19 protein-coding genes are annotated in these 21,686 nt (G+C 62.5%); 6 read left to right on the forward strand and 13 right to left on the reverse strand.

What is annotated here, in order from left to right; translation table 11 throughout:
• Positions 1 to 24 precede the first annotated feature (24 nt).
• From ACK4FK_RS15240 to ACK4FK_RS15255, 4 genes are all read right to left on the reverse strand, one after another.
• Positions 25 to 1,197, reverse strand: coding sequence for a phosphoserine transaminase (locus ACK4FK_RS15240; RefSeq protein ID WP_409745984.1), 1,173 nt, complete (start codon positions 1,195 to 1,197; stop codon positions 25 to 27).
• A gap of 153 nt (positions 1,198 to 1,350) precedes the next feature.
• Positions 1,351 to 1,887, reverse strand: a complete 537-nt coding sequence (locus tag ACK4FK_RS15245; protein WP_409745986.1) for a hypothetical protein — start codon at positions 1,885 to 1,887, stop codon at positions 1,351 to 1,353.
• Between the two features lie 119 nt (positions 1,888 to 2,006).
• Complete coding sequence (locus ACK4FK_RS15250; protein WP_409745988.1) at positions 2,007 to 2,990, reverse strand: Bug family tripartite tricarboxylate transporter substrate binding protein; 984 nt, start codon at positions 2,988 to 2,990, stop codon at positions 2,007 to 2,009.
• A gap of 111 nt (positions 2,991 to 3,101) precedes the next feature.
• The gene (locus tag ACK4FK_RS15255) at positions 3,102 to 3,677 is read right to left on the reverse strand and encodes a TMEM165/GDT1 family protein (RefSeq protein WP_409745990.1); all 576 of its coding nucleotides are present in this window, start codon (positions 3,675 to 3,677) and stop codon (positions 3,102 to 3,104) included.
• Between the two features lie 392 nt (positions 3,678 to 4,069).
• Between ACK4FK_RS15255 and ACK4FK_RS15260 the strand changes: the two genes are divergently transcribed.
• The 3 genes from ACK4FK_RS15260 to ACK4FK_RS15270 all read left to right on the forward strand — a co-directional run bounded on the left by ACK4FK_RS15260 (position 4,070) and on the right by ACK4FK_RS15270 (position 6,846).
• Positions 4,070 to 4,597 carry a cytochrome b gene (locus ACK4FK_RS15260; protein WP_409745992.1) on the forward strand — a complete coding sequence of 176 codons (528 nt, stop codon included), beginning with the start codon at positions 4,070 to 4,072 and terminating at the stop codon, positions 4,595 to 4,597.
• Positions 4,598 to 4,720: 123 nt separating this feature from the next.
• Positions 4,721 to 6,268: a YifB family Mg chelatase-like AAA ATPase gene (locus tag ACK4FK_RS15265; protein WP_409745994.1), complete on the forward strand. Its 1,548-nt coding sequence runs from the start codon at positions 4,721 to 4,723 to the stop codon at positions 6,266 to 6,268.
• Between the two features lie 17 nt (positions 6,269 to 6,285).
• Positions 6,286 to 6,846 carry a hypothetical protein gene (locus ACK4FK_RS15270; protein WP_409745996.1) on the forward strand — a complete coding sequence of 187 codons (561 nt, stop codon included), beginning with the start codon at positions 6,286 to 6,288 and terminating at the stop codon, positions 6,844 to 6,846.
• A 50-nt stretch (positions 6,847 to 6,896) separates the two neighbouring features.
• On the opposite strand, the gene ACK4FK_RS15275 is transcribed toward ACK4FK_RS15270, so the two are convergent.
• Together ACK4FK_RS15275 and ACK4FK_RS15280 are read right to left on the reverse strand one after the other, a co-directional pair.
• On the reverse strand, positions 6,897 to 7,394 hold the full coding sequence (locus ACK4FK_RS15275) for a chemotaxis protein CheW (protein ID WP_409745998.1): 498 nt from the start codon (positions 7,392 to 7,394) through the stop codon (positions 6,897 to 6,899).
• Positions 7,394 to 9,211, reverse strand: a complete 1,818-nt coding sequence (locus ACK4FK_RS15280; RefSeq protein ID WP_409745999.1) for a methyl-accepting chemotaxis protein — start codon at positions 9,209 to 9,211, stop codon at positions 7,394 to 7,396. Before ACK4FK_RS15280 ends, ACK4FK_RS15275 begins: the two co-directional genes overlap by 1 nt.
• Before the next feature lie 212 nt (positions 9,212 to 9,423).
• Here ACK4FK_RS15280 and ACK4FK_RS15285 point away from each other — a divergent pair, with 212 nt between their 5' ends.
• Complete coding sequence (locus ACK4FK_RS15285) at positions 9,424 to 10,422, forward strand: zinc-dependent alcohol dehydrogenase family protein (protein WP_409746001.1); 999 nt, start codon at positions 9,424 to 9,426, stop codon at positions 10,420 to 10,422.
• Positions 10,423 to 10,433: 11 nt separating this feature from the next.
• Here the strand turns inward: ACK4FK_RS15285 and ACK4FK_RS15290 are convergent, their stop codons facing one another.
• Positions 10,434 to 10,904 (reverse strand): PAS domain-containing protein, encoded by a 471-nt coding sequence (locus ACK4FK_RS15290; protein ID WP_409746003.1) that lies wholly within the window; start codon positions 10,902 to 10,904, stop codon positions 10,434 to 10,436.
• A 235-nt stretch (positions 10,905 to 11,139) separates the two neighbouring features.
• On the opposite strand from ACK4FK_RS15290, the gene ACK4FK_RS15295 reads away from it, so the two are divergent.
• Positions 11,140 to 11,751, forward strand: a complete 612-nt coding sequence (locus ACK4FK_RS15295; protein WP_409746005.1) for a pyridoxamine 5'-phosphate oxidase family protein — start codon at positions 11,140 to 11,142, stop codon at positions 11,749 to 11,751.
• Between the two features lie 169 nt (positions 11,752 to 11,920).
• Positions 11,921 to 12,943, forward strand: coding sequence for an NAD(P)/FAD-dependent oxidoreductase (locus ACK4FK_RS15300; protein ID WP_409746007.1), 1,023 nt, complete (start codon positions 11,921 to 11,923; stop codon positions 12,941 to 12,943).
• Here the strand turns inward: ACK4FK_RS15300 and ACK4FK_RS15305 are convergent.
• From ACK4FK_RS15305 to ACK4FK_RS15330, 6 genes are all read right to left on the reverse strand, one after another.
• Complete coding sequence (locus tag ACK4FK_RS15305; RefSeq protein ID WP_409746009.1) at positions 12,940 to 14,496, reverse strand: acyl-CoA synthetase; 1,557 nt, start codon at positions 14,494 to 14,496, stop codon at positions 12,940 to 12,942. The genes ACK4FK_RS15300 and ACK4FK_RS15305 overlap by 4 nt on opposite strands.
• 1 nt (position 14,497) lies before the next feature.
• Positions 14,498 to 16,033 carry an acyl-CoA synthetase gene (locus ACK4FK_RS15310; RefSeq protein WP_409746011.1) on the reverse strand — a complete coding sequence of 512 codons (1,536 nt, stop codon included), beginning with the start codon at positions 16,031 to 16,033 and terminating at the stop codon, positions 14,498 to 14,500.
• A 126-nt stretch (positions 16,034 to 16,159) separates the two neighbouring features.
• Positions 16,160 to 17,035: a GNAT family N-acetyltransferase gene (locus ACK4FK_RS15315; RefSeq protein ID WP_409746012.1), complete on the reverse strand. Its 876-nt coding sequence runs from the start codon at positions 17,033 to 17,035 to the stop codon at positions 16,160 to 16,162.
• A gap of 146 nt (positions 17,036 to 17,181) precedes the next feature.
• Complete coding sequence (locus ACK4FK_RS15320; RefSeq protein ID WP_409746014.1) at positions 17,182 to 18,558, reverse strand: AmpG family muropeptide MFS transporter; 1,377 nt, start codon at positions 18,556 to 18,558, stop codon at positions 17,182 to 17,184.
• Between the two features lie 3 nt (positions 18,559 to 18,561).
• A complete protein-coding gene (locus tag ACK4FK_RS15325) occupies positions 18,562 to 20,463 on the reverse strand; it encodes a propionyl-CoA synthetase (RefSeq protein ID WP_409746016.1) in 1,902 nt (633 codons plus the stop codon).
• 115 nt (positions 20,464 to 20,578) lie between these two features.
• On the reverse strand, positions 20,579 to 21,565 hold the full coding sequence (locus ACK4FK_RS15330; protein WP_409746017.1) for an NAD(P)H-dependent flavin oxidoreductase: 987 nt from the start codon (positions 21,563 to 21,565) through the stop codon (positions 20,579 to 20,581).
• Positions 21,566 to 21,686: the final 121 nt, after the last annotated feature.

Genomic DNA, 21,686 nt, shown 5'->3' on the forward strand with positions numbered 1-21,686 from the left:
CAGCGACGCCCGCTCAAAGCGCGATCAGGCTGCCGCAGCCGGCTTGTAGGTTGCCTTCACCTCGGCGAAGGCCCAGTCGAGCCAGGGGCAGAGCGCGGCCACATCAGCAGTTTCCACCGTGGCGCCACCCCAGATGCGCAGGCCCGGAGGTGCGTCGCGATAGGCCCCGATATCCAGCGCCACGCCCTCTTTCTCCAGCAGGCTGGCAATCTGCTTGGCCGCCGCTTCCTGGTCCTTCGGACCCAAAGCGGTGAACCAGGGATCGACCACCTTGAGGCAGATCGAGGTATTGGATCGCACCGCCGGATCGGCGGCCAGGAAACCGACCCAGTCGGTCTTGGCGGCCCAGTCGGTGATCGCTTTCAGGTTGGCTTCCGAGCGGGCGATCATGCCCTTCAGGCCGCCGACGCTCTCGCCCCATTTCAGGGCGTCGATGATGTCCTCGACGCACAGCATGGATGGCGTGTTGATCGTTTCGCCCTTGAAGATGCCTTCGATCAGCTTGCCGTCCTTGGCTATGCGGAAGATCTTGGGCAGCGGCCAGGCCGGGGTGTAGGTCTCCAGGCGCTGCACCGCGCGCGGGCTCAGCACGATCATGCCATGCGCCGCCTCGCCGCCCGTCGCCTTCTGCCACGACCAGGTGGTGACATCCAGCTTGGACCAGGGCAGGTCCATGGCGAACACAGCCGAGGTGGCGTCGCAGATCGACAGGCCTTCGCGGTTATCGGCGATCCAGTCGCCGTTCGGTACCTTCACGCCCGACGTGGTGCCGTTCCAGGTGAAGACCACGTCGCGGGTCCAGTCCACCTGTTTCAGGTCGGGGATTTCGCCATAACCGGCTTTCAGCGTGCGGACATCCTTGAGCTTGAGTTCCTTGGAGATGTCCGCCCCCCAGCCGGAGCCGAAGCTTTCCCAGGCCAGCACGTCGACGCCGCGCGGGCCGAGCAGCGACCAAAGCGCCATCTCCACGGCGCCGGTGTCGGAGGCCGGCACGATGCCGATCCGGTAATCGGCCGGGATGCCAAGGATCTTGCGATGCAGTTCGATCGCCTCGACCAGACGGGCTTTGCCCTCTTTCGAGCGGTGCGAACGGCCGACCAGAGCGTCTTTCAGAAGTTCGGGGGTCCAGCCGGGGCGCTTGGCGCAGGGGCCGGAAGAGAAATGCGCCCGAGCGGGGCGCGCGGCAGGCTTAGCCATTTGTCTATCCTTCCAGATAGTAAGCGCCCCGTTGGGGGGGCGTGTCCCGCAGCCCTTCTACTCGGAGTCAGGGGCCGGGTGCAATGGCCATTTCGCCGCAGCTATAGAAAAACCGCGCCAACAGCCTGCACGTGGCCAGCCTGCAACGCCAGGTCAGGCCTGTTTGCCTTCCTGCTCGGCCAATTCCATCAATCTTGGCGCCCGATCCGACACCTCGCGCAGGATCGTCTCTGCTACCAACAGTCGCTTGCGGGCATCTTCGTCCAGCACGCCTTCGATACCCTCGCGGTCGATCCGGTCGACCGTCTCCCGCAATTCCCAGATCGTGGCCAGGAACACCTTCTGTGTGCCGATCGGCAGCACTTCGGTCCCTTCCAGGGCAGGGAAAACCCTTAGTACAACGTCAATCTTCATGCGCAAGAGATCGACGATCAGCTGGCTGTGATAGTCTTTCAGCTTGGCCAAGGCCGCCGGCTCGGCATGCTCCATGCGGTCCTCGATCAGGACCAGCACGCCCTCGATCTCGGTCAGGGCATCGCGGTATTCGTAATACGGCTCGTAGGTGGCGTGACTGATCCGCGCAATGGCTTCTTCCGCCATCTTCCGCGCCCGCTTGGTCTGACGCCTTAAAGCGTCGAGCAGGGTCTCGATTTCATCGGCCTTGTAGCGCTTGCCGGTAATCTTGGCCATCCCAATCACTCGGAATCCCGGAATGGGGGCATATTACCCATTCCGCCCGACAAGAAAACGGCCAGCGCGGGGGAAACCGCGCCGGCCGGCCATGTCGGTTGGTTAGGCTGGCTGCAAATTCAATCGAGCTTGGCACCCGACTGCTTCACCACCTCAGCCCAGCGCTTGATCTCGGCATCCAGGAAGGTGGCGAACTGGGCCGAGGTCATGCTCGGCACGTCCGAGCCGTTGTTGAGCCAGATTTCCTTCAGTTCCGGCGACTGCAAAGCCGCCTGCACTTCCTTGTACATGCGCTCCACGATCGGGGCCGGCGTACCCTTCGGCGCCCACATGGCATACCAGGTCGAGACCTCGTAACCGGCGAGGCCGGCCTCGGCCGCGGTCGGCACATCAGGGAAAGCAGGCGAACGTTTCGATGCGGCCACGGCCAGCGCCTTGATGCGGCCGGCCTTGATCTGCGCGGCCGACGATCCCAGTCCGTCGAACATCATCTCAACCGCCTGGCCGCCGACAAGATCCTGCATTGCCGGGCCCGCACCGCGATAGGGCACATGGGCGATCTCGGTTTTGGTCATGATCTTGAACAGTTCGCCGGCCAGGTGATGCGAGGTGCCATTGCCTGCGGAGGCATAACTCATCTTGCCGGGCTTGGCCTTCGCCTCGGCAATCAGCTCCTGCAATGTCTTGGCCGATGTGCGGCTGGCATTCACCACCACCACCTGCGGCGGCTGCGCGATCACCGTCACCGGCACGAAATCCTTCACGATATCGTAGTCGAGCTTGGGATACATCGAGGGCGCAATCGCATGATGGGCACCGCCAATGAAGAAGTTGTAGCCGTCCGGCGTGGCGCGCGCAGCCAGGCCAGCACCCAGCGTGCCACCGGCGCCACCGCGATTGTCGATCACGATCTGCTTGCCGAGTTGCTTGGTGAGTTGAGCCGCAAGCGGACGGGCAAAGGCGTCGGTGCCGCCACCGGCGGGAAACGGCACGATGATGGTAATCGACCGATCCGGCCAAGCCTGGGCCATGACGGGACCGGTCACTGCCACTGCGACAATGGCCGTTGCAAGGCACAGGAAACGTCTGGAGATCGAATGCATTGGTTCCTCCCGTAATTCTTATGATCTCGTTGCCCGATGATTCTTACGGCAAAGCCCGGTGGAGACCAACCAATTCGTTGGAGCCGCAACTGTTTTGCTGCGCTGCAGCGTTCAGCCGCCCAGCAGGATGGCGATTCCCAGCGCGGCGAAGGCAGCGGCGGCAACGAAACGGATCGGTTTCAGCGGCAGGCGCGTGACGATTTTCTGCCCCAGCATCACCACAGGCGCATTGGCCAGCATAAGGCCCAGCGTACTGGCCGCCGTGACCAGCAATACCGAGTCAAACCGGGCCGCCAACGCAGTGGTCGCGAGCTGGGTCTTGTCGCCGGTCTCGGCGAGAAAGAACGCGATCAGCGTGGTAATGAATACGCCGTTGCGCGTCTTCGGCGCGTCATTCTCATCCAGCCTGTCGGGAATCAGCGTCCAGACCGCCATGGCGAGGAATGACGCCGCCAGCGCCCAGCGCAGCACCTTCGGCTCGACCAGTCCCTCGATCCACACGCCCAGCGTGGCGGCGAGGGCGTGATTGGCCAGTGTGGCGCACAGGATCGCGGCCATGATCGGCAGCGGACGGCGGAACCGGGCCGCCAACAGCAGGCTCAGCAACTGGGTCTTGTCGCCAATCTCGGCAACGGCCACCAGACCGGTGGTGGTCAGGAACGGCGCAATAACGTCGGCATTGAACACGGGGCATCTCGCAACGGACCGGGCGGCGGACAGGGCCATAGGCTGCGTTTCCCGCCGCCCGGTCCGGGCTTCGGAAAAGCAAGCCTAAGGTCTCGCCAGGTTGGTCCGGAGCAGATGCCCGAACCGGCCGGTCAGCGCCAAGCCGTTGGGGCTGGTTTCCCGCCGGCTAGTCTGTTGACGCTGCCCCCGCTCTGGCAGCCGCAATGGCGGCCCGGCGGGCGGCTACTCCCCAAAGGGTGCGGCAGATGTGTAGCCCGGCCGTGTTCAGCCTGCAAGCGGCGCGGTCGCAAGCATGCGTCAGGGAATGGGTTCAGGATTGATCCAGCGCAGGGAAACGGACGTTTTCCCGTGCGAATATTCCAAACAATTCGCAGCCCTGGAGTATCTCGGCCATGTCGACCCGCTATTCCCTGCCCCTCATCCTGCTGCACTGGCTGGCCGTGCCGGCCATGCTGGCCGCCTTCATCATCGGCGAGGTGATGGAAGACCTGCCGCGTGGTCCGGAAAAGATTTCCGTGATGGGCTGGCATATCCTGGCCGGCCTGACCGTGGCGGCATTGCTGCTGCCGCGCATTGCCATCCGCCTGCGCGGCGTGCCGCCGATGCATGGCGAGGCGGCTTTCTGGGAAGCCGGCCTGGCCCGCGCGGCACATCTCGTCATGTATGCCGTGATGCTGCTGCTGCCTTTGACCGGGCTGCTGTCGATCCTGGCCGGCACCCGAACCGTACCCGTGCTTGGGCTGTTCGAACTGCCGGCGCTGTTCCCGTTATCCTGGCTGCATGAGGCGATGGAGGAGGTCCACGAGGCCGTCGCCCGGGTTTTCCTCGTCACTCTGGTGATGCATGTCGCCGCCACCCTCTGGCATGTGCTGGTGCGTCGCGACGGGGTCCTCCGCCGCATGCTGCCGGGCCGGAACTGAAAAAAAGCCGTGGTTGTGCCTCCCGGTCCCCTCCCCGGCGGAACATAAATAGAATTTGCAATCTCCGGTAAATAATCGTACCGATTCCAGGGGTTGAACTAAACCGCATCGGGAAAACCGGGCATGGTCGCGCGCTGCAGAACCGTGGCGTTTCAGGGCATCGACGTCATGCCCGTGGATGTTCAGGTCCAGCTCTCCAACGGGCTGCCGGCCTTTGCTGTTGTCGGCCTGGCCGACAAGGCAGTTGGGGAAAGCCGCGAACGTGTGCGCGGTGCGCTGGGCGCGTTGGGGCTGGCACTGCCACCCAAGCGCATCACCGTCAACCTGGCGCCGGCGGACCTGCCCAAGGAAGGCAGCCATTACGACCTGCCGATTGCGCTGGCGCTGCTGGCGGCGATGAACGTGCTGCCGCCCGATATGCTGGAGGGTTTCGTGGCCCTGGGCGAGCTCGGCCTCGATGGCGCCATCGGCACAGTGAGCGGCGTTTTGCCGGCGGCGATCGCGGCCCATGGCGAGGATCGCGGGCTGATCTGTCCCGCCGGCCAGGGCAATGAGGCGGCCTGGGCAGGTGATGCCCAGCGTGTGCTGGCCGCGCCCAGCCTGCTGGCGCTGATCAATCATTTCCGCGGCAGTCAGGTACTGCCCCCGCCCACGCCGCAAAGTGTCGAACCTGCCGACGCGCCCCTGCCTAACCTGCGCGACATCAAGGGCCAGGAAAGCGCGCGCCGCGCCCTCGAGATCGCCGCAGCCGGGGCGCATAACCTGCTGTTCATCGGCCCGCCCGGTGCCGGCAAGTCGATGCTGGCCCAGCGTCTGCCCGGCATCCTGCCGCCGCTGGATGCCGGCGAAATCCTGGAGGTGAGCATGATCGCCTCGCTGGCTGGCCAGATCAGCGAGGGGCGGATCACCCGGCAGCGGCCCTTTCGCAACCCGCATCATTCGGCCTCGATGGCGGCCCTGATCGGCGGTGGCCACCGTGCAAAACCCGGCGAGGTTAGCCTGTCGCATCTGGGCGTGCTGTTTCTCGACGAGTTGCCCGAGTTCAACCGCCAGGCCCTCGATGCCCTGCGTCAGCCGCTGGAAACCGGGCAGGCGGTGGTGGCGCGCGCCAATGCCCATGTCAGTTATCCCGCACGATTCCAGCTCGTGGCCGCGATGAACCCCTGCCGCTGCGGTCATCTCGACGATCCCGCACTGGCCTGCGGCCGCGCGCCGAGATGCGCCGGCGAATATCAGGCCCGTCTCTCCGGCCCCCTGCTTGACCGTATCGATCTGACCCTGGAGGTACCCACCGTTAGACCGGCCGATCTGAGCGCGCCACCGACTGGCGAAGACTCTGCCACTGTCGCGGCGCGGGTGGCCATGGCGCGCGAGATCCAGCGCGACCGCTATGCCCGCACCGGCAGCGGCGGCCTCTCGCGCGATGGCCGCCGAGTGATCCGCACCAATGCCGAAGCCGATGGCGAGTTGCTGGAGCGCATATCCATGCCTGATGCCGCGGCGCGCGAGTTGCTGACCCAGGCGGCCAGCGCCATGCATCTCACCGCACGTGGTTATCACCGCGTTCTGCGCGTGGCCCGCACCTTGGCCGATCTGGAAGGCGTGGATGCGGTGCGCCGTCCGCATGTGGCCGAGGCGCTGAGCTACCGCCGGCTGGCATTCGTGCGATAGTCAATCATGGGGAGAACATGTTCTACAGCGGCCATGAATCAATCAATTTTAAACAATGCGACGAAGGCTTGATCTTTTATCCATACGGCACTTTCGCCCGCGGATACGTTATCGCTCCGGAGGAACGGCCTCAACTGGAGACCTACATCCGCCGTTGGACATATTGGGCTGCAGCTCTGATCGGACTTCAGGTTGCGCTCAATGCGTGGATAGGATGGCAGCACAGCTTGGCCATCAGCCTGCCAGGCGTAGTCGTTCTGATTGCCATCTATTATCTGCGCATGCGTCGTTGGTCATCCGAAAGAACCCCTGCTGTCGCACGCCTGTCGCTGCAGGAAAGCATCGAAAATCAGGCCCGCACGATGCCCAGCCTCTGGATATACACATTGCTGATTTTCTGCTTTCTGAGCTTTCTCGGAGCAATATGGCTTTTAACAATACCCTCTGAAAGCAATCGCTTGACTCTCTGGTTGGGTCTACCACTTCTGGGATACGGCACTTACCATTTCATCAAGCTGGCAATCGCAAGACTGCGCCTGGCGCGAGCAGCTCATCCAGATACAAATCACATAAAATGAAAAAAAGGCGCCACAAGGCGCCCTTTCTTTTTCTGGATTTCTCAGTCCGCTTACGCAGCCAGCAACGGCATTTCCACTGCAGCCCCGCGCCCGCCCACCAGCAGATCGAGATCGAGCAAAGACACCATGCGCTCCTCGCGCGCCAGCAGGGCGGTGAGAAAGGCATCTTCTGCCTGCATACCCGTCTTCGGAACAGGCTGCAATTCGCGGTCGCCTACCGAAAGGATGTCAGACACCGCATCCACCAGCAGGCCGTAGAAACCACTTGCTGCCTCCACCACGATCACCACATGGGTGGCACTCGGCATGCTGCATTCCGCACCGAGGCGGATGCGCAGGTCGTAGATCGGCACGACCTGCCCCCTGAGGTTGATGATGCCGCGCACCGCCGCGGGACAGTTGGGCAGCGGCGTCTCGATGCTCCAGCCGCGGATTTCCCGCACGCTGAGGATACCGATGCCATATTCCTGCCCGGCCGCAGCGAAGGTGAGATATTCGCGCACGGCACCATCGCCGCTGGCCGTGTCGGTTAGCGCCAGCGCGTCCATCAGAACTGCTCCCACTCTTCGGCCTCGGCCTTCGGCACGGCTTTGCCGCGCGCTGCCGTCGTCTTCATCGCAGGGACAGCTTTGGCCGCCGCGCGCTTTCCCGCCACGACCGTCAGCGCCGGACGCGTCGCGGCAACCTGGCCGCCGACCTTGTAGCGCTGCACTAGGGTTGCAAGTTCCTCGGCCTGGTTCGATAGCGACTGGGCGGAAGCAGAGGTCTCTTCCACCAGGGCGCCATTGCGCTGGGTCATCTCGTCCATCTGGCCGACGGCGGTATTGATCTGCTCCAGACCCGAAGCCTGCTCGCGCGAGGCAGCAGCGATTTCGGCCACGATGTCCGACACCTTCTTGATCGACGAGACGATCTCGGTCAGCGACGAACCTGCCTGATTGACCAGCGCGGCACCGGCCTTGACCTGCCCGTTCGATGTCTGGATCAGCGCCTTGATGTCCTTGCTGGCATTGGCCGAGCGCTGCGCCAGCGAGCGCACCTCCTGCGCGACGACGGCAAAGCCCTTGCCCGCCTCGCCGGCCCGCGCCGCTTCCACCGAGGCATTCAGTGCCAGCAGGTTGGTCTGGAAGGCGATTTCGTCGATCAGGCCGATGATGTCGGAGATCTTCTGGGCGCTTTCCTCGATCTGGCTCACCGCCGCCACTGCGTCACGAACCACATTGCCGCCCTTCTCGGCGGTATCGCGCGCGGCCGTGGCCAGCTGGCTGGCCGCCTGGGCGTTGTCGGCATTCTGCTTCACCGTGGTGGTGACCTCATGCATCGAGGCGGCGGTCTCCTCGATCGAGGCCGCCTGGCTTTCCGTGCGCTGGGCCAGATCCTGGCTGCCGGTCGAGATTTCCGCCGAGGCTGCGGCAATCGTCTCGGAGGCCTCGCGAATACCCCCGATGATATCGGTCATCGCATCAACCAGATTATTCATGCCCTCGCACAACGTGCGGATTTCGCCGGACTTGCCCTCCAGGTCGATGCGCTGGGTCAGGTCGTTAGCCTTGGTGGCTTCCACAACGGCCTGCACCTGGTGCACGGCCTGCTGCATCATCTGCGCCGCTTTGGTCTGCGCCGTTATGTCGGTGGCATACTTGACCACCTTGTAGGGCCGGCCGTTGGCATCCATGATCGGATTGTAACTGGCCTGGATCCACACTTCCGTGCCGCCCTTGCCGATGCGCTTGTACTGGCCGGCATCATATTCGCCGCGGCCCAGCTTGGCCCAGAAGTCGCGATATTCGGCGCTGTCGCGATAAGCCGGCTCGACGAACAGGCTGTGATGCTTGCCCTTCACTTCGTCAAGCGTATAGCCCAGAGTCTTCAGGAAGTTCTCGTTGGCCTGCAGGATCTTGCCGTCCAGGGTGAACTCGATCACCGCCTGCGCCTTGTTGATCGCCGCCAACTGGCCTTCGTAGTTGGCCATCGTCATCTTCTGCTCGGTAATATCGGTCGCGAACTTGACGACCTTGTAAAGCTTGCCGCGCTTGTCGAAGATCGGGTTATAGCTGGCCTCGATCCAGATTTCCTTGCCACCCTTGCCAATCCGCTTGTACTGGCCTGTGTCGAATTCGCCGCGCCCCAGCTTGGCCCAGAAGTCGCGATACTCGGCGCTGGCACGATAGGCTGGTTCGACAAACAAGCTGTGATGCTGGCCTACGATTTCGTCGAGGGTATAACCCAACGCCTTCAGGAAATTGGCATTGGCATGCAGAATCTTGCCATCCAGGGTGAATTCGATCACTGCCTGGGATTTGTTGATGGCGTCGAACTGGGCCCGCAAATCGCTGGTCGCCGACGCACCCGAAAACTGGAACATTGCTGATCGTCCTTATCTGTATTCTCCCGGCGGAGCGCCGATGGTTGTATTGTCATACGTACACAAAGAGGTATCGGATCGAAATGTTTTTATTTACTAATATCAATAAGTTACAAAACTGAAATTCTGCATGTGCCCCCTACTGGTTTCCGCGATACGCAGACGCCTAAACTCAAGACAGAAATCCGACCGAAAGCCACAGGGAAACAATGATGATCAAAGCCGTCCGCTATTCCCAATTCGGCAAAGCCCACGACGTGGCCGAGTTGATCGACCTGCCCAATCCAGGCCAGCCAAAGAGCGGCGAGGTGCTGATCGATGTGGAAGCCTCGCCGATCAATCCGGCCGACCTGCTGCAATTCGAGGGCAAATACGGCGCCGCGCCGCCGCCCCTGCCGGTGATGGCCGGTGGCGAGGGCGTGGGCATCGTACGTGTCGTTGGCGAAGGCGTTACACACCTGAAGGCCGGAGACCGCGTGCTGCTGCTCTTTGCCGGGCGCGGCAACTGGCGCAGCAGCCTGGTCGCCAAGGCGGCGAGACTGTTTGCATTGCCCTCGGGCGTGGATCCACTGCAGCTTGCCATGCTCACGGTCAATCCGCCCACGGCGATGCTGATGCTGCAGAATTTCGCAACATTGAACAGCGGCGACTGGGTGATCCAGAATGCCGCCAATTCGGGCGTGGGCCACAGCGTGATCGCGCTGGCCCGGCGCCGTGGCCTGCGCAGCATCAATGTCGTGCGGCGCGCCGAACTCGCCCGCGAACTGCAGGTCCTGGGTGCCGACAGCGTGCTGGTGGATGGCCCCGATCTGCCCGCGCAGGTCAGGGCGCTGACCGGTAGCGATGCGCTGCCGAAACTCGCTATCGACGCCGTAGCCGGCGAGGCGACCGGCCGACTGGCACAAACCCTGGCAGAAGGCGGCGTGGTGGTGAATTACGGCATGCTGTCGGGCCAGCCCTGCACACTGCCCCCGGGCGATGTGGTCTTCCGTGACATCAGCCTGCGCGGCTTCTGGCTGGCGCGCTGGTTCGCCAGCGCCAGTCCCGACGAGATGCGCAAGATCTATGGCGACCTGACACGGCTGATAGCCGACGGCACCATCCATGTATCAGTTGAAGCCATCTATCCGCTGGAAAGAATCAGGGAGGCGCTGGCTCACGCCGCGCGCGAAGGCCGCAAAGGCAAGATCCTGATCACGCCCCAAACATAGCCGGGGCGACGCTACTCGGCCTCTGACAGATAAATGGCGGCGAGGATCTTGTTGACTTTGCCGCCATCCATCAGGGGCAGGGCCAGCTTGTCCATCAGCAGATACTCCCTGGCGGAGGGACTGCTGCGCGAAATGTAAATGGGCCGGGCACCGCGGATGACCTCGCGATATTCGAGCGCCGGTTTCTGCCCAATCAGCGGGACACAATCGGCTACCCGCCGGCCGGTCAGGTCAAAACCGAAAATGCGCACCAATTCGGTGCCATAGAGACGGTAGCTGATATCCTCGCCATCGCAATCCAGGATCATAAGATGGCCCAGCCAGGGCCGCAGATCCTCGATGGTGAAGTCGTTGCGCGACGGCGCCGGGCGGCTGCCGCGTTTGTCGAGCCAGAGATCGTAAAGCGCGCGCAGAGCCGGGCTGCTGATCGCTGGCGCTTCCGCTCCGCCGTCATTGTTAAAAATCTGTCCGAACTGGATCATGCCGATGTGTCCGTATGAGTCCCTAAACGGCTGCGGCCTGCGTCCGTTCCCAGCCCTTCTTTTACCGGCTGACCCACCATAATCCTGAATTACGATTTAGTAACACCCCCTTTCACAAGCGAAAGATTCGGTAACGACTTTTGACCAGATGGCACAGACCTTTCCGCCCTTGGTCCATGGCAGAAAACATGCCGTCTGGGCATAGTGCGCGGGTCTCAGCCACCCGGGATTCCCAATGACCTTCATCAATTCACTCGCAGAACTGGAAGCGCTCTACGGCACGCCGCTGGAAACCTCCACGGTCAAGGAAATCGATCGTATCTCGCCTGAATACCGCGCCTATATCGAGGCCTCGCCATTCGTCACACTGGCAACGGCCGGACCGGAAGGCCTGGACTGCTCGCCACGCGGCGACCGCCCCGGATTCGTGCGGGTAGCCGATGAAAAGACGCTGCTGCTGCCTGACCGCCGCGGGAACAACCGCATCGATTCCTTGCGCAATATCCTGCGCGATCCCCGTGTGGCCCTGCTGTTCCTTTTGCCTGGGCTGGGCAATACCCTGCGGGTCAATGGCCGCGCACGCCTCAGCATAGACCCCGAATTGCTGGCATCTTTCGCGGTGGAGGAAAAGCCGCCGCGTTCGGTGGCGGTTATCACCGTGGACGCCGTGTACTTCCAATGTGCTCGAGCCGTGATCCGTGCCGAACTGTGGAACCCAGCCCGGCATCTGGAAAAGGACAGCCTGCCCAGCCCCGGCCAGATCCTCGCCTCGCTCAGCCAGCAGCGCATCGGCGGCGAGGAGTATGATCGCACCTGGGCCGATCGGGCTCGCCAGACGATGTGGTGAATCCGGTTTTTAAGGGAATCTGGCTTTCACAGGCCGGAGGCATGCTGGCGCCGCCCACCACCCGACGCAAAAGCCACATGAAGTCAGCCTCTTGCCCGGCGCGACTGGCGCCTGACGGGCCAAAAAGTTACAAAACCATGCCTCGTCCAGATTCCCCGAGTTGCCCGCGATGACCTTCAAAACAGATATTGCCGTGATCGGCGCCGGCCCGGTCGGCCTGTTCGCCGTGTTCGAATGCGGCATGGTCGGCCTGAAATGCCATGTGATCGACGCGCTGGACGCGATCGGAGGGCAATGCAGTGCGCTGTATCCGGAAAAACCGATCTATGACATTCCGGGCTTTCCGATGATCTCAGGCGCGGGCCTGGTCGAGAATCTGGAAGCGCAGGCCGCACCCTTTGCGCCCGCCTATCATCTTGGCCAGCGGGTCGAGCGCCTGGAGCGCTTGGCTGGAAATGCCGGTTTCCGGCTCGCCACTTCCAAGGGCACCACCATCGAGGCTCGCGCGGTGATCATTGCAGCCGGCGCCGGCGCCTTCGGCCCCAACCGCCCCCCCCTGCCCGGCATCGAGGCCTATGAAGGCCTGCCTGGGGGCAACGGCGTGCAGTATCTGGTGCGCCGCGCCGAGGATTATCGGGGCAAACGCATCGTAATTGCTGGTGGTGGCGATTCCGCTGTCGATTGGGCGCTGATGCTGCATGGCATTGCCGCCCATATTGATTTCGTACATCGACGCGACCAGTTCCGAGCCGCTCCCGACAGCGTAGGCAAGCTGCGTGCGCTGAACGGGCAAGGCCTCGACATTGTGGTGCCTTACCAACTCGACTCACTCGAAGGCGAAACCGGTCGGCTGCAGGCCGTGATCGTGAAATCGCTGGAGGGAGAGAGTCGTCGCCTGCCGGCCGATGCATTGCTGGCTTTCTTCGGTCTGCGCAGCGAACTCGGGCCAATCGCGCAATGGGGTCTGGAGATCGAGCGCCATCATGTGCCGGTGGATCCGGCCACCTGCCAGACGACGCAACCCGGCATCTTCGCCATTGGCGACATCGCCACCTATCCCGGCAAACTGAAACTGATCCTGACCGGCTTTGCCGAAGCGGCTGTGGCTGCACATGCGATCTATCCGCTGCTGCATGGCGGCCAACCGCTCCATTTCGAGTATTCCACCTCGAAAGGAAAACCTGGGGCTTAGACGATCCGACTGGTGTGATTGCCCCAATAGCGGTCCTTGATCAGGCGCTTGTATAGCTTGCCTGTCGCATGACGCGGCAAGGCTGGGTCGAAATCGACCGAGCGCGGGCATTTGATGCTGGCCAGATGCTGCCGGCAGTAGGCCAGCAGTTCTTCCGCCAGCGCCGGGCCGGCATCGGCCATGTCCACCGGCTGCACCACCGCCTTTACCTCTTCGCCAAAATCCTCATTCGGCACGCCGATCACCGCCACGTCCGCAACCTTGGGATGCCCGATCAGCACATGCTCGGCTTCCTGCGGATAGATGTTCACACCGCCGGAAATAATCATGAAAGCCTTGCGGTCGGTCAGATAGAGGTAGCCCTCCGCATCGACATAGCCGACATCGCCCAGCGTGCTCCAGCCCTTGTCGTTGAAGGCCTGTCGCGTCTTGGCCTCATCATTGTGATAGGCGAAAGGCTGGCCATCGGAGAAATAAACCAGACCAGCCTTGCCGGGCGGCAGTTCCGCGTCGCTCTCGTCATCCACAATGTGCAGTTTGCCAATGATGGCGCGACCGACCGAACCCTTATGCGTCAGCCATTCCTGACTGGTGATGTAGGTCATGCCGTTGCCTTCAGACGCGGCATAATATTCATGCAGGATTGGCCCCCACCAGTCGATCATCTGCTGTTTGGTGGCATGCGAGATCGGACCCGCGCCATGGATGGCGACGCGATGCGACGACAGGTCATAGCGCGGCCGCACTTCCGCCGGCAGTTTCAACATGCGCACGAACATGGTCGGCACCCAGTTGGAGTGCGTGACGCGGTAACGCTCGATCAATCGGAGAGATTCCTCGGCGTCGAAATGCTCCATGATCACCAGCGTGCCGCCGACCTTCGACACCAACATGGAGTAGCGCAGCGGTGCGGCATGATAGAGCGGCGCAGGCGAGAGATAGACCATGTCTGCGCCATAGCCATACAGGCTGAACCCATTATCAACGAAATAGCTGCGGATTCCGACCGGGTCGCCATTGATCAGCCGTTTCACGCCCTTGGGCTTGCCCGTGGTGCCCGAGGAATACAGCATGTCTCTACCCTGCATCTCGTCGGGTATCGGCGTGGCCGGCATGGCATCCAGCGCGGCCTCCCAGCTCACATAGCCATCCGCCAGACCGCCGATCATCAGAAAATGCTTCACCAGCGGGCAAAGCCGGCGCAGGTCCGCCGCCATGGATGCGAAGGCATCGGTAATGACGAGTACGGTGGAGCCTGAGTCCGTAACGATATAGGCCAGTTCCTCGGCCATCAGTTTGGTGCTGATGGTCGTGTAATACAGGCCGGCACGGTCGGCGCCAAAGCAGGCGTCGAAGAATTCCGGCCGGTTCTCGATCACCATCGCCACATGACTGCGCGGACTGAGGTCAAGGCTGCGGAACAGATGTGCGGCCCGGTTGGAATTCTCCTCCAATTCTTGGAACGTCTTGGTCCGGCCGGAGCCGGCCATGATCACCGCCGGCTTGTCAGGCGTGTTGCGTGCATGCTCGGTGATATAGACTAGGTCCGACACGTCACTCCTCCCTTTGCAGCAGAGAGCGCAGTTCGGTTTTCAGCACCTTGCCGTAGTTGTTCTTCGGCAGGGCCTCGACAAACCGATACTGTTTCGGCCGCTTGAATCTGGCGATATTGTCCAGACAGAGGCGATCCAGCTTTTCAGCTGTCACAGCGCTGCCTGGCCGCGCCACCACAAAGGCAATCACCTCTTCGCCCCAGTCGGCATGCGGCCTGCCCACCACCGAAACCTCGCTGACATCCGGGTGCCGCAGCAGCACCTCCTCCACTTCGCGGGGATAGATGTTGCTGCCGCCGGAGATGATCATGTCCTTTGAACGATCCTTGAGGGTGAGGAAACCATCCTGATCGAAACTGCCCATGTCGCCGGTATGCAGCCAGCCATTGCGCAGCGTCTGCGCCGTGGCATCGGGGTTGCGCCAATAGCCGGCCATGACGATTTCGCCGCGACAGACCACTTCGCCTATCTCACCCACAGGCAGGGGGTTGTCCTCGGCATCCACGACACGCACCTCAACATCGGTCCGTGCAATCCCGGCCGACCCCAGCCGGGCCAAATGCCGCGGATGCCCGGTATCGACATGCATCTGCTTGTCCATCCCGGTGATGGTCATCGGCGCCTCGCCCTGGCCATAGATCTGCGCCAGCTTTGGCCCCAGCACCGCCATCGCCTGCTGCAGATCGGCGACATACATTGGCCCGCCGCCATAGATTATGGTTTTCAGATTGGAGGTATCGGCCGTGGCGATCTGCGGTGCGTGAATCAGACGATGCACCATGGTGGGGGCGAAGAAGAAGCTGCAGCCGGGCCAATGCGCGATCAGATCCAGCGTCTCGGCCGGATCGAAACCGCCGGATTCCGGGACCACCTGGTTGGCGCCGCGCGCCAGATGCGGCAGGCCATACATACCCGAACCATGACTGATCGGGGCACAGTGGATGATGCTATCGGTTGGATCGATGCGGTCGACATCGGCAAAATAGTTCATCGTGGCAACCATCAGGTTGCGATGGGTAAGCATCGCGCCTTTGGGTCGACCGGTGGTGCCCGAGGTGTAAAACAGCCAGGCCAGATGGTCGGGCCGGATTTCGGTTGCCAGCGGCAATGGCTCAGCCGTGTACAGGTGCGCGAATTCCGCCTCCTCTGCTACGATAATCCGCTGCAATTCTGGCATTTCCGCTTTCAGGGCGGAGAGGTCCTCAGCGAAGGTGGCCGAGACGGCAGCCAGCTTGGCCTGCGCATTATCTATAATCCAGGCCGCCTCACGGGCATGCAGCTTGGCATTGATCGGCACGGCAGCCAGGCCGGCATGCCAGAGCGCGAACAGCACCTCCCAGTAATCGGGGCTGTTCTTCATGACGATGGCAACCCGGTCACCGGGTTTAAGCTTGCCCGCCGCCATCAAGCCGGCAGCCAGCCGGGGCACGCGGCGTCCCATTTCGGCATAGCTCGCCTTCACCTGGCGGCCGACCGACAATGCTGGCCGCTCGCCCCAGACACTGGCTGCCCGATGCAGCAAATGCGCAATATTCATGCCCGCCCCGACAATGATCCGGTTATCCGGCGTTTCCTCAGGGCACGATGTTACGCAAACAAAAGCGGCGCCGACAATGACCGGCGCCGCACGATATGATGGGCCTTAAGCTGGATCGCCTGCCGTTCAGGCGTGGTATTCGGTCTGCACCAGGCCCTCGTCGGGCGAGAAGCGGTTGTGGTATTTGGGCGCAATGCGCTCAACCGGGAGCAGGATGAAGACGTCGGTGGTGCCGAACTGGTGATCGACCACGGCGCCGTCGCCGATATAGGCACCCAACCGCAGATAGGCTTTGATCAGCGGCGGCAGGGCATGCACAGCAGCGCGCGGATTGATCTGATCAGCGGGCATCAGGTCCATCGCGGTATAGCGGTCCGGCAGGGCGCGTACGCGCCATTCCTGCGGCGGGAGATGATGGGCGTGCAGATAGCTGAGCGCCAGCGCGTGATCCTGCGGATTGATGCCCGGGAACGAGGCACAGCCGAACATGAAGCTGATGTTGTGGTCCGAAACATAGGTCGAAATGCCGCGCCACAACAGTTGGATCGTTGCATTGGTGCGGTAATCGCGATGCACGCAGGAACGGCCTAATTCGAGCAGGCCGCCGCCAATGCCGACATAATCGAGCATCGGCTTGAGGTCGTATTCCGAGGCCGAATAGAAACCACCATGCATTTCGGCAACGCTGCGGCGCAGCAGGCGATAAGTGCCCACCGCTTGTTCGCCTTCCGCCCGGCTACGGTCAAAGACCATCAGGTGGTCGCAGAGGCGATCGAACTGGTCGAAATCCAGGCCCAGCTTCGCCATCTCCGGCGATGGCTCGGCAGCCATCTCCTCATAGAAAACCTGGTACCGCAGGCGCTGCGCCGCCGCGATATCCTCGGGGCTGCGGGTCAGGCGCACCTCGAAACGGCCATCTGCGGATACGCATTGCCAGCCGCTGCGCGGGCTACGGGCGGCAGGAATGACCGTGGAGACGGAAAGCGGCAGCTGCATGTTCATGAACCCGACTATGGCGTTACTGTGTGACGCAAAGGTGTCAAATATATGACACATATACTAAAACGCGTCCGCAATAAAATATCTTGTGGGTCGCGGCCATATCACTGCCCCATATATGGGCATTCCGAAACAGCGGCCCGAAATCGTCAGTCGTCGGCGAGAAGGATTCCTGAGCGGTTTTCAGCGATTCGCGTGGCCGCTCCCCGTCGCGTGAGCCAGGCAAGCAAGGCAAGGCCGGGCAGCGCCGCCACTGTGGTGGCAACAAAGAAAAGCGGCCAGCCGAGCGATTCGGCCATGAAGCCGGCATAGGACGACAGCACCGTGCGTGCCACCGCGGTAAGCGATGAAAGTAACGCGTATTGCGTGGCGGTGTAGGCGATATCGCACAGCGCCGACAGGTAAGCGACCAACGCCGCCGTGCCCATGCCACTGGCCAGATTCTCCACGCCGACGGTCAGCGCGAGAAACCACAGATCGTGCCCCTGCATAGCCAGGACGGCAAACAGCAGATTGGAGCCCATCTGGAGGATGCCGCAGACCCAAAGGGCGCGATACAGTCCCACCGCCTGCATCAACCAGCCACCCAGGAAAAGGCCGAGCATGGTTGCGGCGAAGCCATAGAGCTTGCTGACCTCGGCGATCTCGGACTTGGTGAAGCCGAGATTGAGGTAGAAGCTGGTCGCCAGCACGCCGGCGAGGCTGTCTCCCAGCTTGAACAGCATCACGAACAGCAGGATTCCGATCCAGCCTTTGCGGCTCATGAACTGCAGGAACGGGCCGGCGACACTGGTATAGAGCCATGCCATCGCCGCGGCAGTCATGCCGGACAGATGCGGCCGGGCCGCCAGCCAGGATTGCGCCTCAGCAAAGCGCCGCTCGGCATCGCCTCGTTGTTTCGCCGCTGGCTCCCCGGCCAGCAGTACGGTGATCGCGCCAATCACCAGGATAGCGGCCATGGCGAGGTAGACCAGCGGCCAGGCAAATATCGTGGCCATGTATAACGCGCCAGCCGAGGAAACCAGCATGCCGATGCGATAGCCGAACACGATGGCGGCGGCGCCGGCGGCTAGCTGACGCTCTTCCAGGATCTCGACGCGCCAGGCATCAATCACAATGTCCTGTGTCGCAGAGGCGAAGGCGACGGCCACAGCGCAGAACGCGGTAAAGATCAGGGCCTGGCCTGGGTTGCTGAAGGCAAGCGCAGCGATGGCCGCCATCAGCAAGGCTTGCGCAAAAATCAGCCAGCCACGCCGGCGGCCGAGCCAGCGGGTCAGTAGCGGCAACGGCAAACGGTCCACCAGGGGTGCCCAGAGGAATTTCAGCGTGTAAGGCACGCCAACCAGGGCGAACAGGCCGATATCCTTGAGGGAGGCGCCCGACTCGGTCAGCCAGGCCTGCAGGGTCTGGCCCGTAAGCGCCAGCGGCAGGCCGGACGCGAACCCGAGCACGGCAATGGCCAGCACCCGCCGATCGCGATAGACCGCAAAGGCAGCAAGCCAGTCGAGCAGGCGCCGGGCCGTCACGACCTAATGCGGTTTGGCATAGCCGAGCGGCTGCAGCGCCGTCGAGATTTCACCAAGAATGGCGGGATCGTCGATGGTGGCGGGCATGCGGTAGTCCTGCGCGTCGGCAATTTTCTGCATCGTGCCGCGCAGTATCTTGCCCGAGCGGGTTTTCGGCAACCGTTTCACAACAACCGCCTGCTTGAAGGCGGCAACCGGGCCAATTTTTTCGCGGACCAGCTGGACCAGTTCACGCACAATCTGGTCCTCGGACCGGCTGACTCCGGCCTTGAGCACGACAAATCCGAGCGGCACCTGCCCTTTCAACTGGTCGGCCACGCCGACGACGGCGCATTCCGCCACGTCGGGATGCGAAGCCAGCACCTCCTCCATGCCGCCGGTCGACAGGCGATGGCCCGCGACATTGATGATGTCGTCGGTACGGCTCATGATAAAAATATAGCCATCCTCGTCAATGAAACCTGCATCGCCGGTGTTGTAATAGCCCGGGAAGCGCGAAAGGTAGCTTTTCCTGAAACCCTCGTCGTTGTTCCACAGCGTGGGCAGACAGCCCGGCGGCAGGGGCAGCTTGATCACGATATTGCCGATATCGCCCGCCTTCAGCGGATGGCCGTCATCGTCCAGCACCTGCACGTCATAACCGGGCACGATGCGCGTGGGCGAACCATGCTTGACCGGCAGATGCTCGATCCCCATGCAGTTGGAGGCAACCGGCCAGCCGGTTTCCGTCTGCCACCAGTGATCGATCACCGGCCGCTTGAGATTGTCTTCTGCCCATTTCACCGTGTCGGGATCGGCACGTTCGCCGGCAAGGAACAGGGTGCGGAAATCGGACAGGTCGTATTTGCCGATCAGTTCGACTTTCGGATCTTCCTTCTTGATGGCGCGGAAGGCGGTCGGCGCGGTGAACAGCACCGACACCTTGTGCTGTTCGATCACGCGCCAGTAGGCGCCGGCATCGGGCGTGCCGACCGGCTTGCCCTCGTACAGAATGCTGGTGCAGCCGAACAGCAGGGGCGCATAAACGATGTAGGAGTGGCCCACCACCCAGCCAACGTCGGATGCTGCCCAGAATACCTCGCCCGGCTTCATCCCGTAGACATTCTGCATCGACCAGTGCAGCGCCACCATGTGACCACCATTCTGGCGCACCACGCCTTTCGGGACGCCCGTGGTGCCCGAGGTGTAAAGCACATACAGCGGATCGGTCGCCTTTACCGGCACGCAGTCGGCAGGGGCGGCTTTGTCGCTTTCGGCATCAAAATCCAGGTCGCGGCCGGCCATCATCGTGGCGGTGTACATGGGACGCTGGTGGATCAAGCAATGCTGCGGCTTGTGCGCCGCCATCTCGATGGCCTGATCCAGCAGTGGCTTGTATTCCACCACGCGGCCTGGTTCCAGGCCGCAGGAAGAGGCGATGATCAGCTTGGGCTTGGCATCGTCGATGCGGGTGGCAAGTTCGCGCGGCGCGAAGCCGCCGAACACCACGGAATGGATTGCGCCGATACGCGCGCAGGCCAGCATGGCCAGCACGGCCTCAGGCGTCATCGACATGTAGATGATGACACGGTCGCCCTTGGCAATGCCCAAAGCGGTCAGCGCACCGGCCACGCGGGCGACGCTGTCGCGCAGTTCGCGGGTTGTGAAGCGGCGGACCGTACCCGTGACCGGAGAGTCGTAAATCAGGGCAATACGATCCCCGCACCCGGCTTCCACATGGCGATCAAGCGCATTGTAGCAGGTATTGGTCTCAGCTCCGGCGAACCACTGATAGAAGGGCGGATTGGTGGCATCCAGGACCCGGTCCCATTTGCGGAACCAGTGCAGCGGAGCGGCCGCCTCGGCCCAGAAAGCTTCGGGGTCGGCCTTGGCTGCAGCGAAGACCTGTTCATAGCGACTCGCCATCTTTTCCTCCCGACCGTCTTATTTTCCGGCTGTCGATCTATACCAGACCGCAGCGGGGCTGAATAAGACTCTCGTCTAAGAATCGAGACGGCCTGACAGCCTGTCCTGAGACCAATTATTCCGCTGCCTGGGCCGCGGCAGAGCCAAGCAGTTCGGCCCGGGCTGCGTCGTACTCGCGCTTCATGCGGGCAACCAGATCGGCCACGGTGGGCACGTCATGAATCGAGCCGACGCCCTGCCCCGCACCCCAGATGTCGCGCCAGGCCTTTGACTTCGAACTGCCGCCCGAGCCAAAGCTCATCGTGCTCTTGTCGGCCTCGGGCAGGTTATCGGGATCCAGGCCGGCCTGGGCGATGCTGGGCTTGAGATAGTTGCCATGCACACCGGTGAACAGCGAGGAATAGACGATGTCGTTGGCGGCGGTATCCACCAGCATCTGCTTGTATTCCGGCACCGCATTGGCCTCCTGGGTGGCAATGAACCGCGTGCCGATATAGGCGAAATCCGCGCCCATCGCTTGCGCGGCCAGCACCTGGTTGCCCCGGGTGATCGAGCCCGACAGTGCAATCGGGCCATCGAAGAATTCGCGTATCTCCGAGACCAGCGCGAATGGGCTGAGCGTGCCGGCATGGCCGCCGGCGCCGGCGCAGACCAGGATCAGGCCGTCGACGCCGGCTTCCAGCGCCTTCTTCGCATGCCGGATGTTGATCACGTCATGCAGCACAATGCCGCCGTATGAATGCACGGCCTGCACCACCTCGTTCGGCGCACGCAGGCTGGTAATGACGATGGGCACCTTGTATTTGACGCAGACTTCCATGTCGTGCATCAGGCGATCATTCGAGTGATGCACGATCTGGTTGACGGCGAAGGGCGCCACCGGCTTTTCTGGATGCTTGGCGCGATAGTCGTCCAGTTCCGTCGTAATGCGCTTGAGCCACTCTTCCAGCAACTCCGCCGGGCGTGCATTCAGCGCCGGAAAAGAACCGACGATGCCGGCCTTGCACTGGGCGATCACGAGTTCCGGACCCGAGACGATGAACATCGGCGAGCCGATGACCGGCAGCGAGAGACGACCTTTTACAACGGCGGGCAGGGCCATGATTTCCTCCAGGAATTCTATGGGGGCAGATTAGGCAGCCGCCGCGTCTTGTGCAATCACGCCATGTTTACCCTGCGGCAGTCATCCGGCTGGCCGGACGGTGCGTAAGAAGGCAAGAACA

The sequence above is a fragment of the Ferrovibrio sp. genome (genome assembly GCF_046297895.1).
In the GTDB taxonomy this organism is placed as follows: Bacteria; Pseudomonadota; Alphaproteobacteria; order Ferrovibrionales; family Ferrovibrionaceae; genus Ferrovibrio.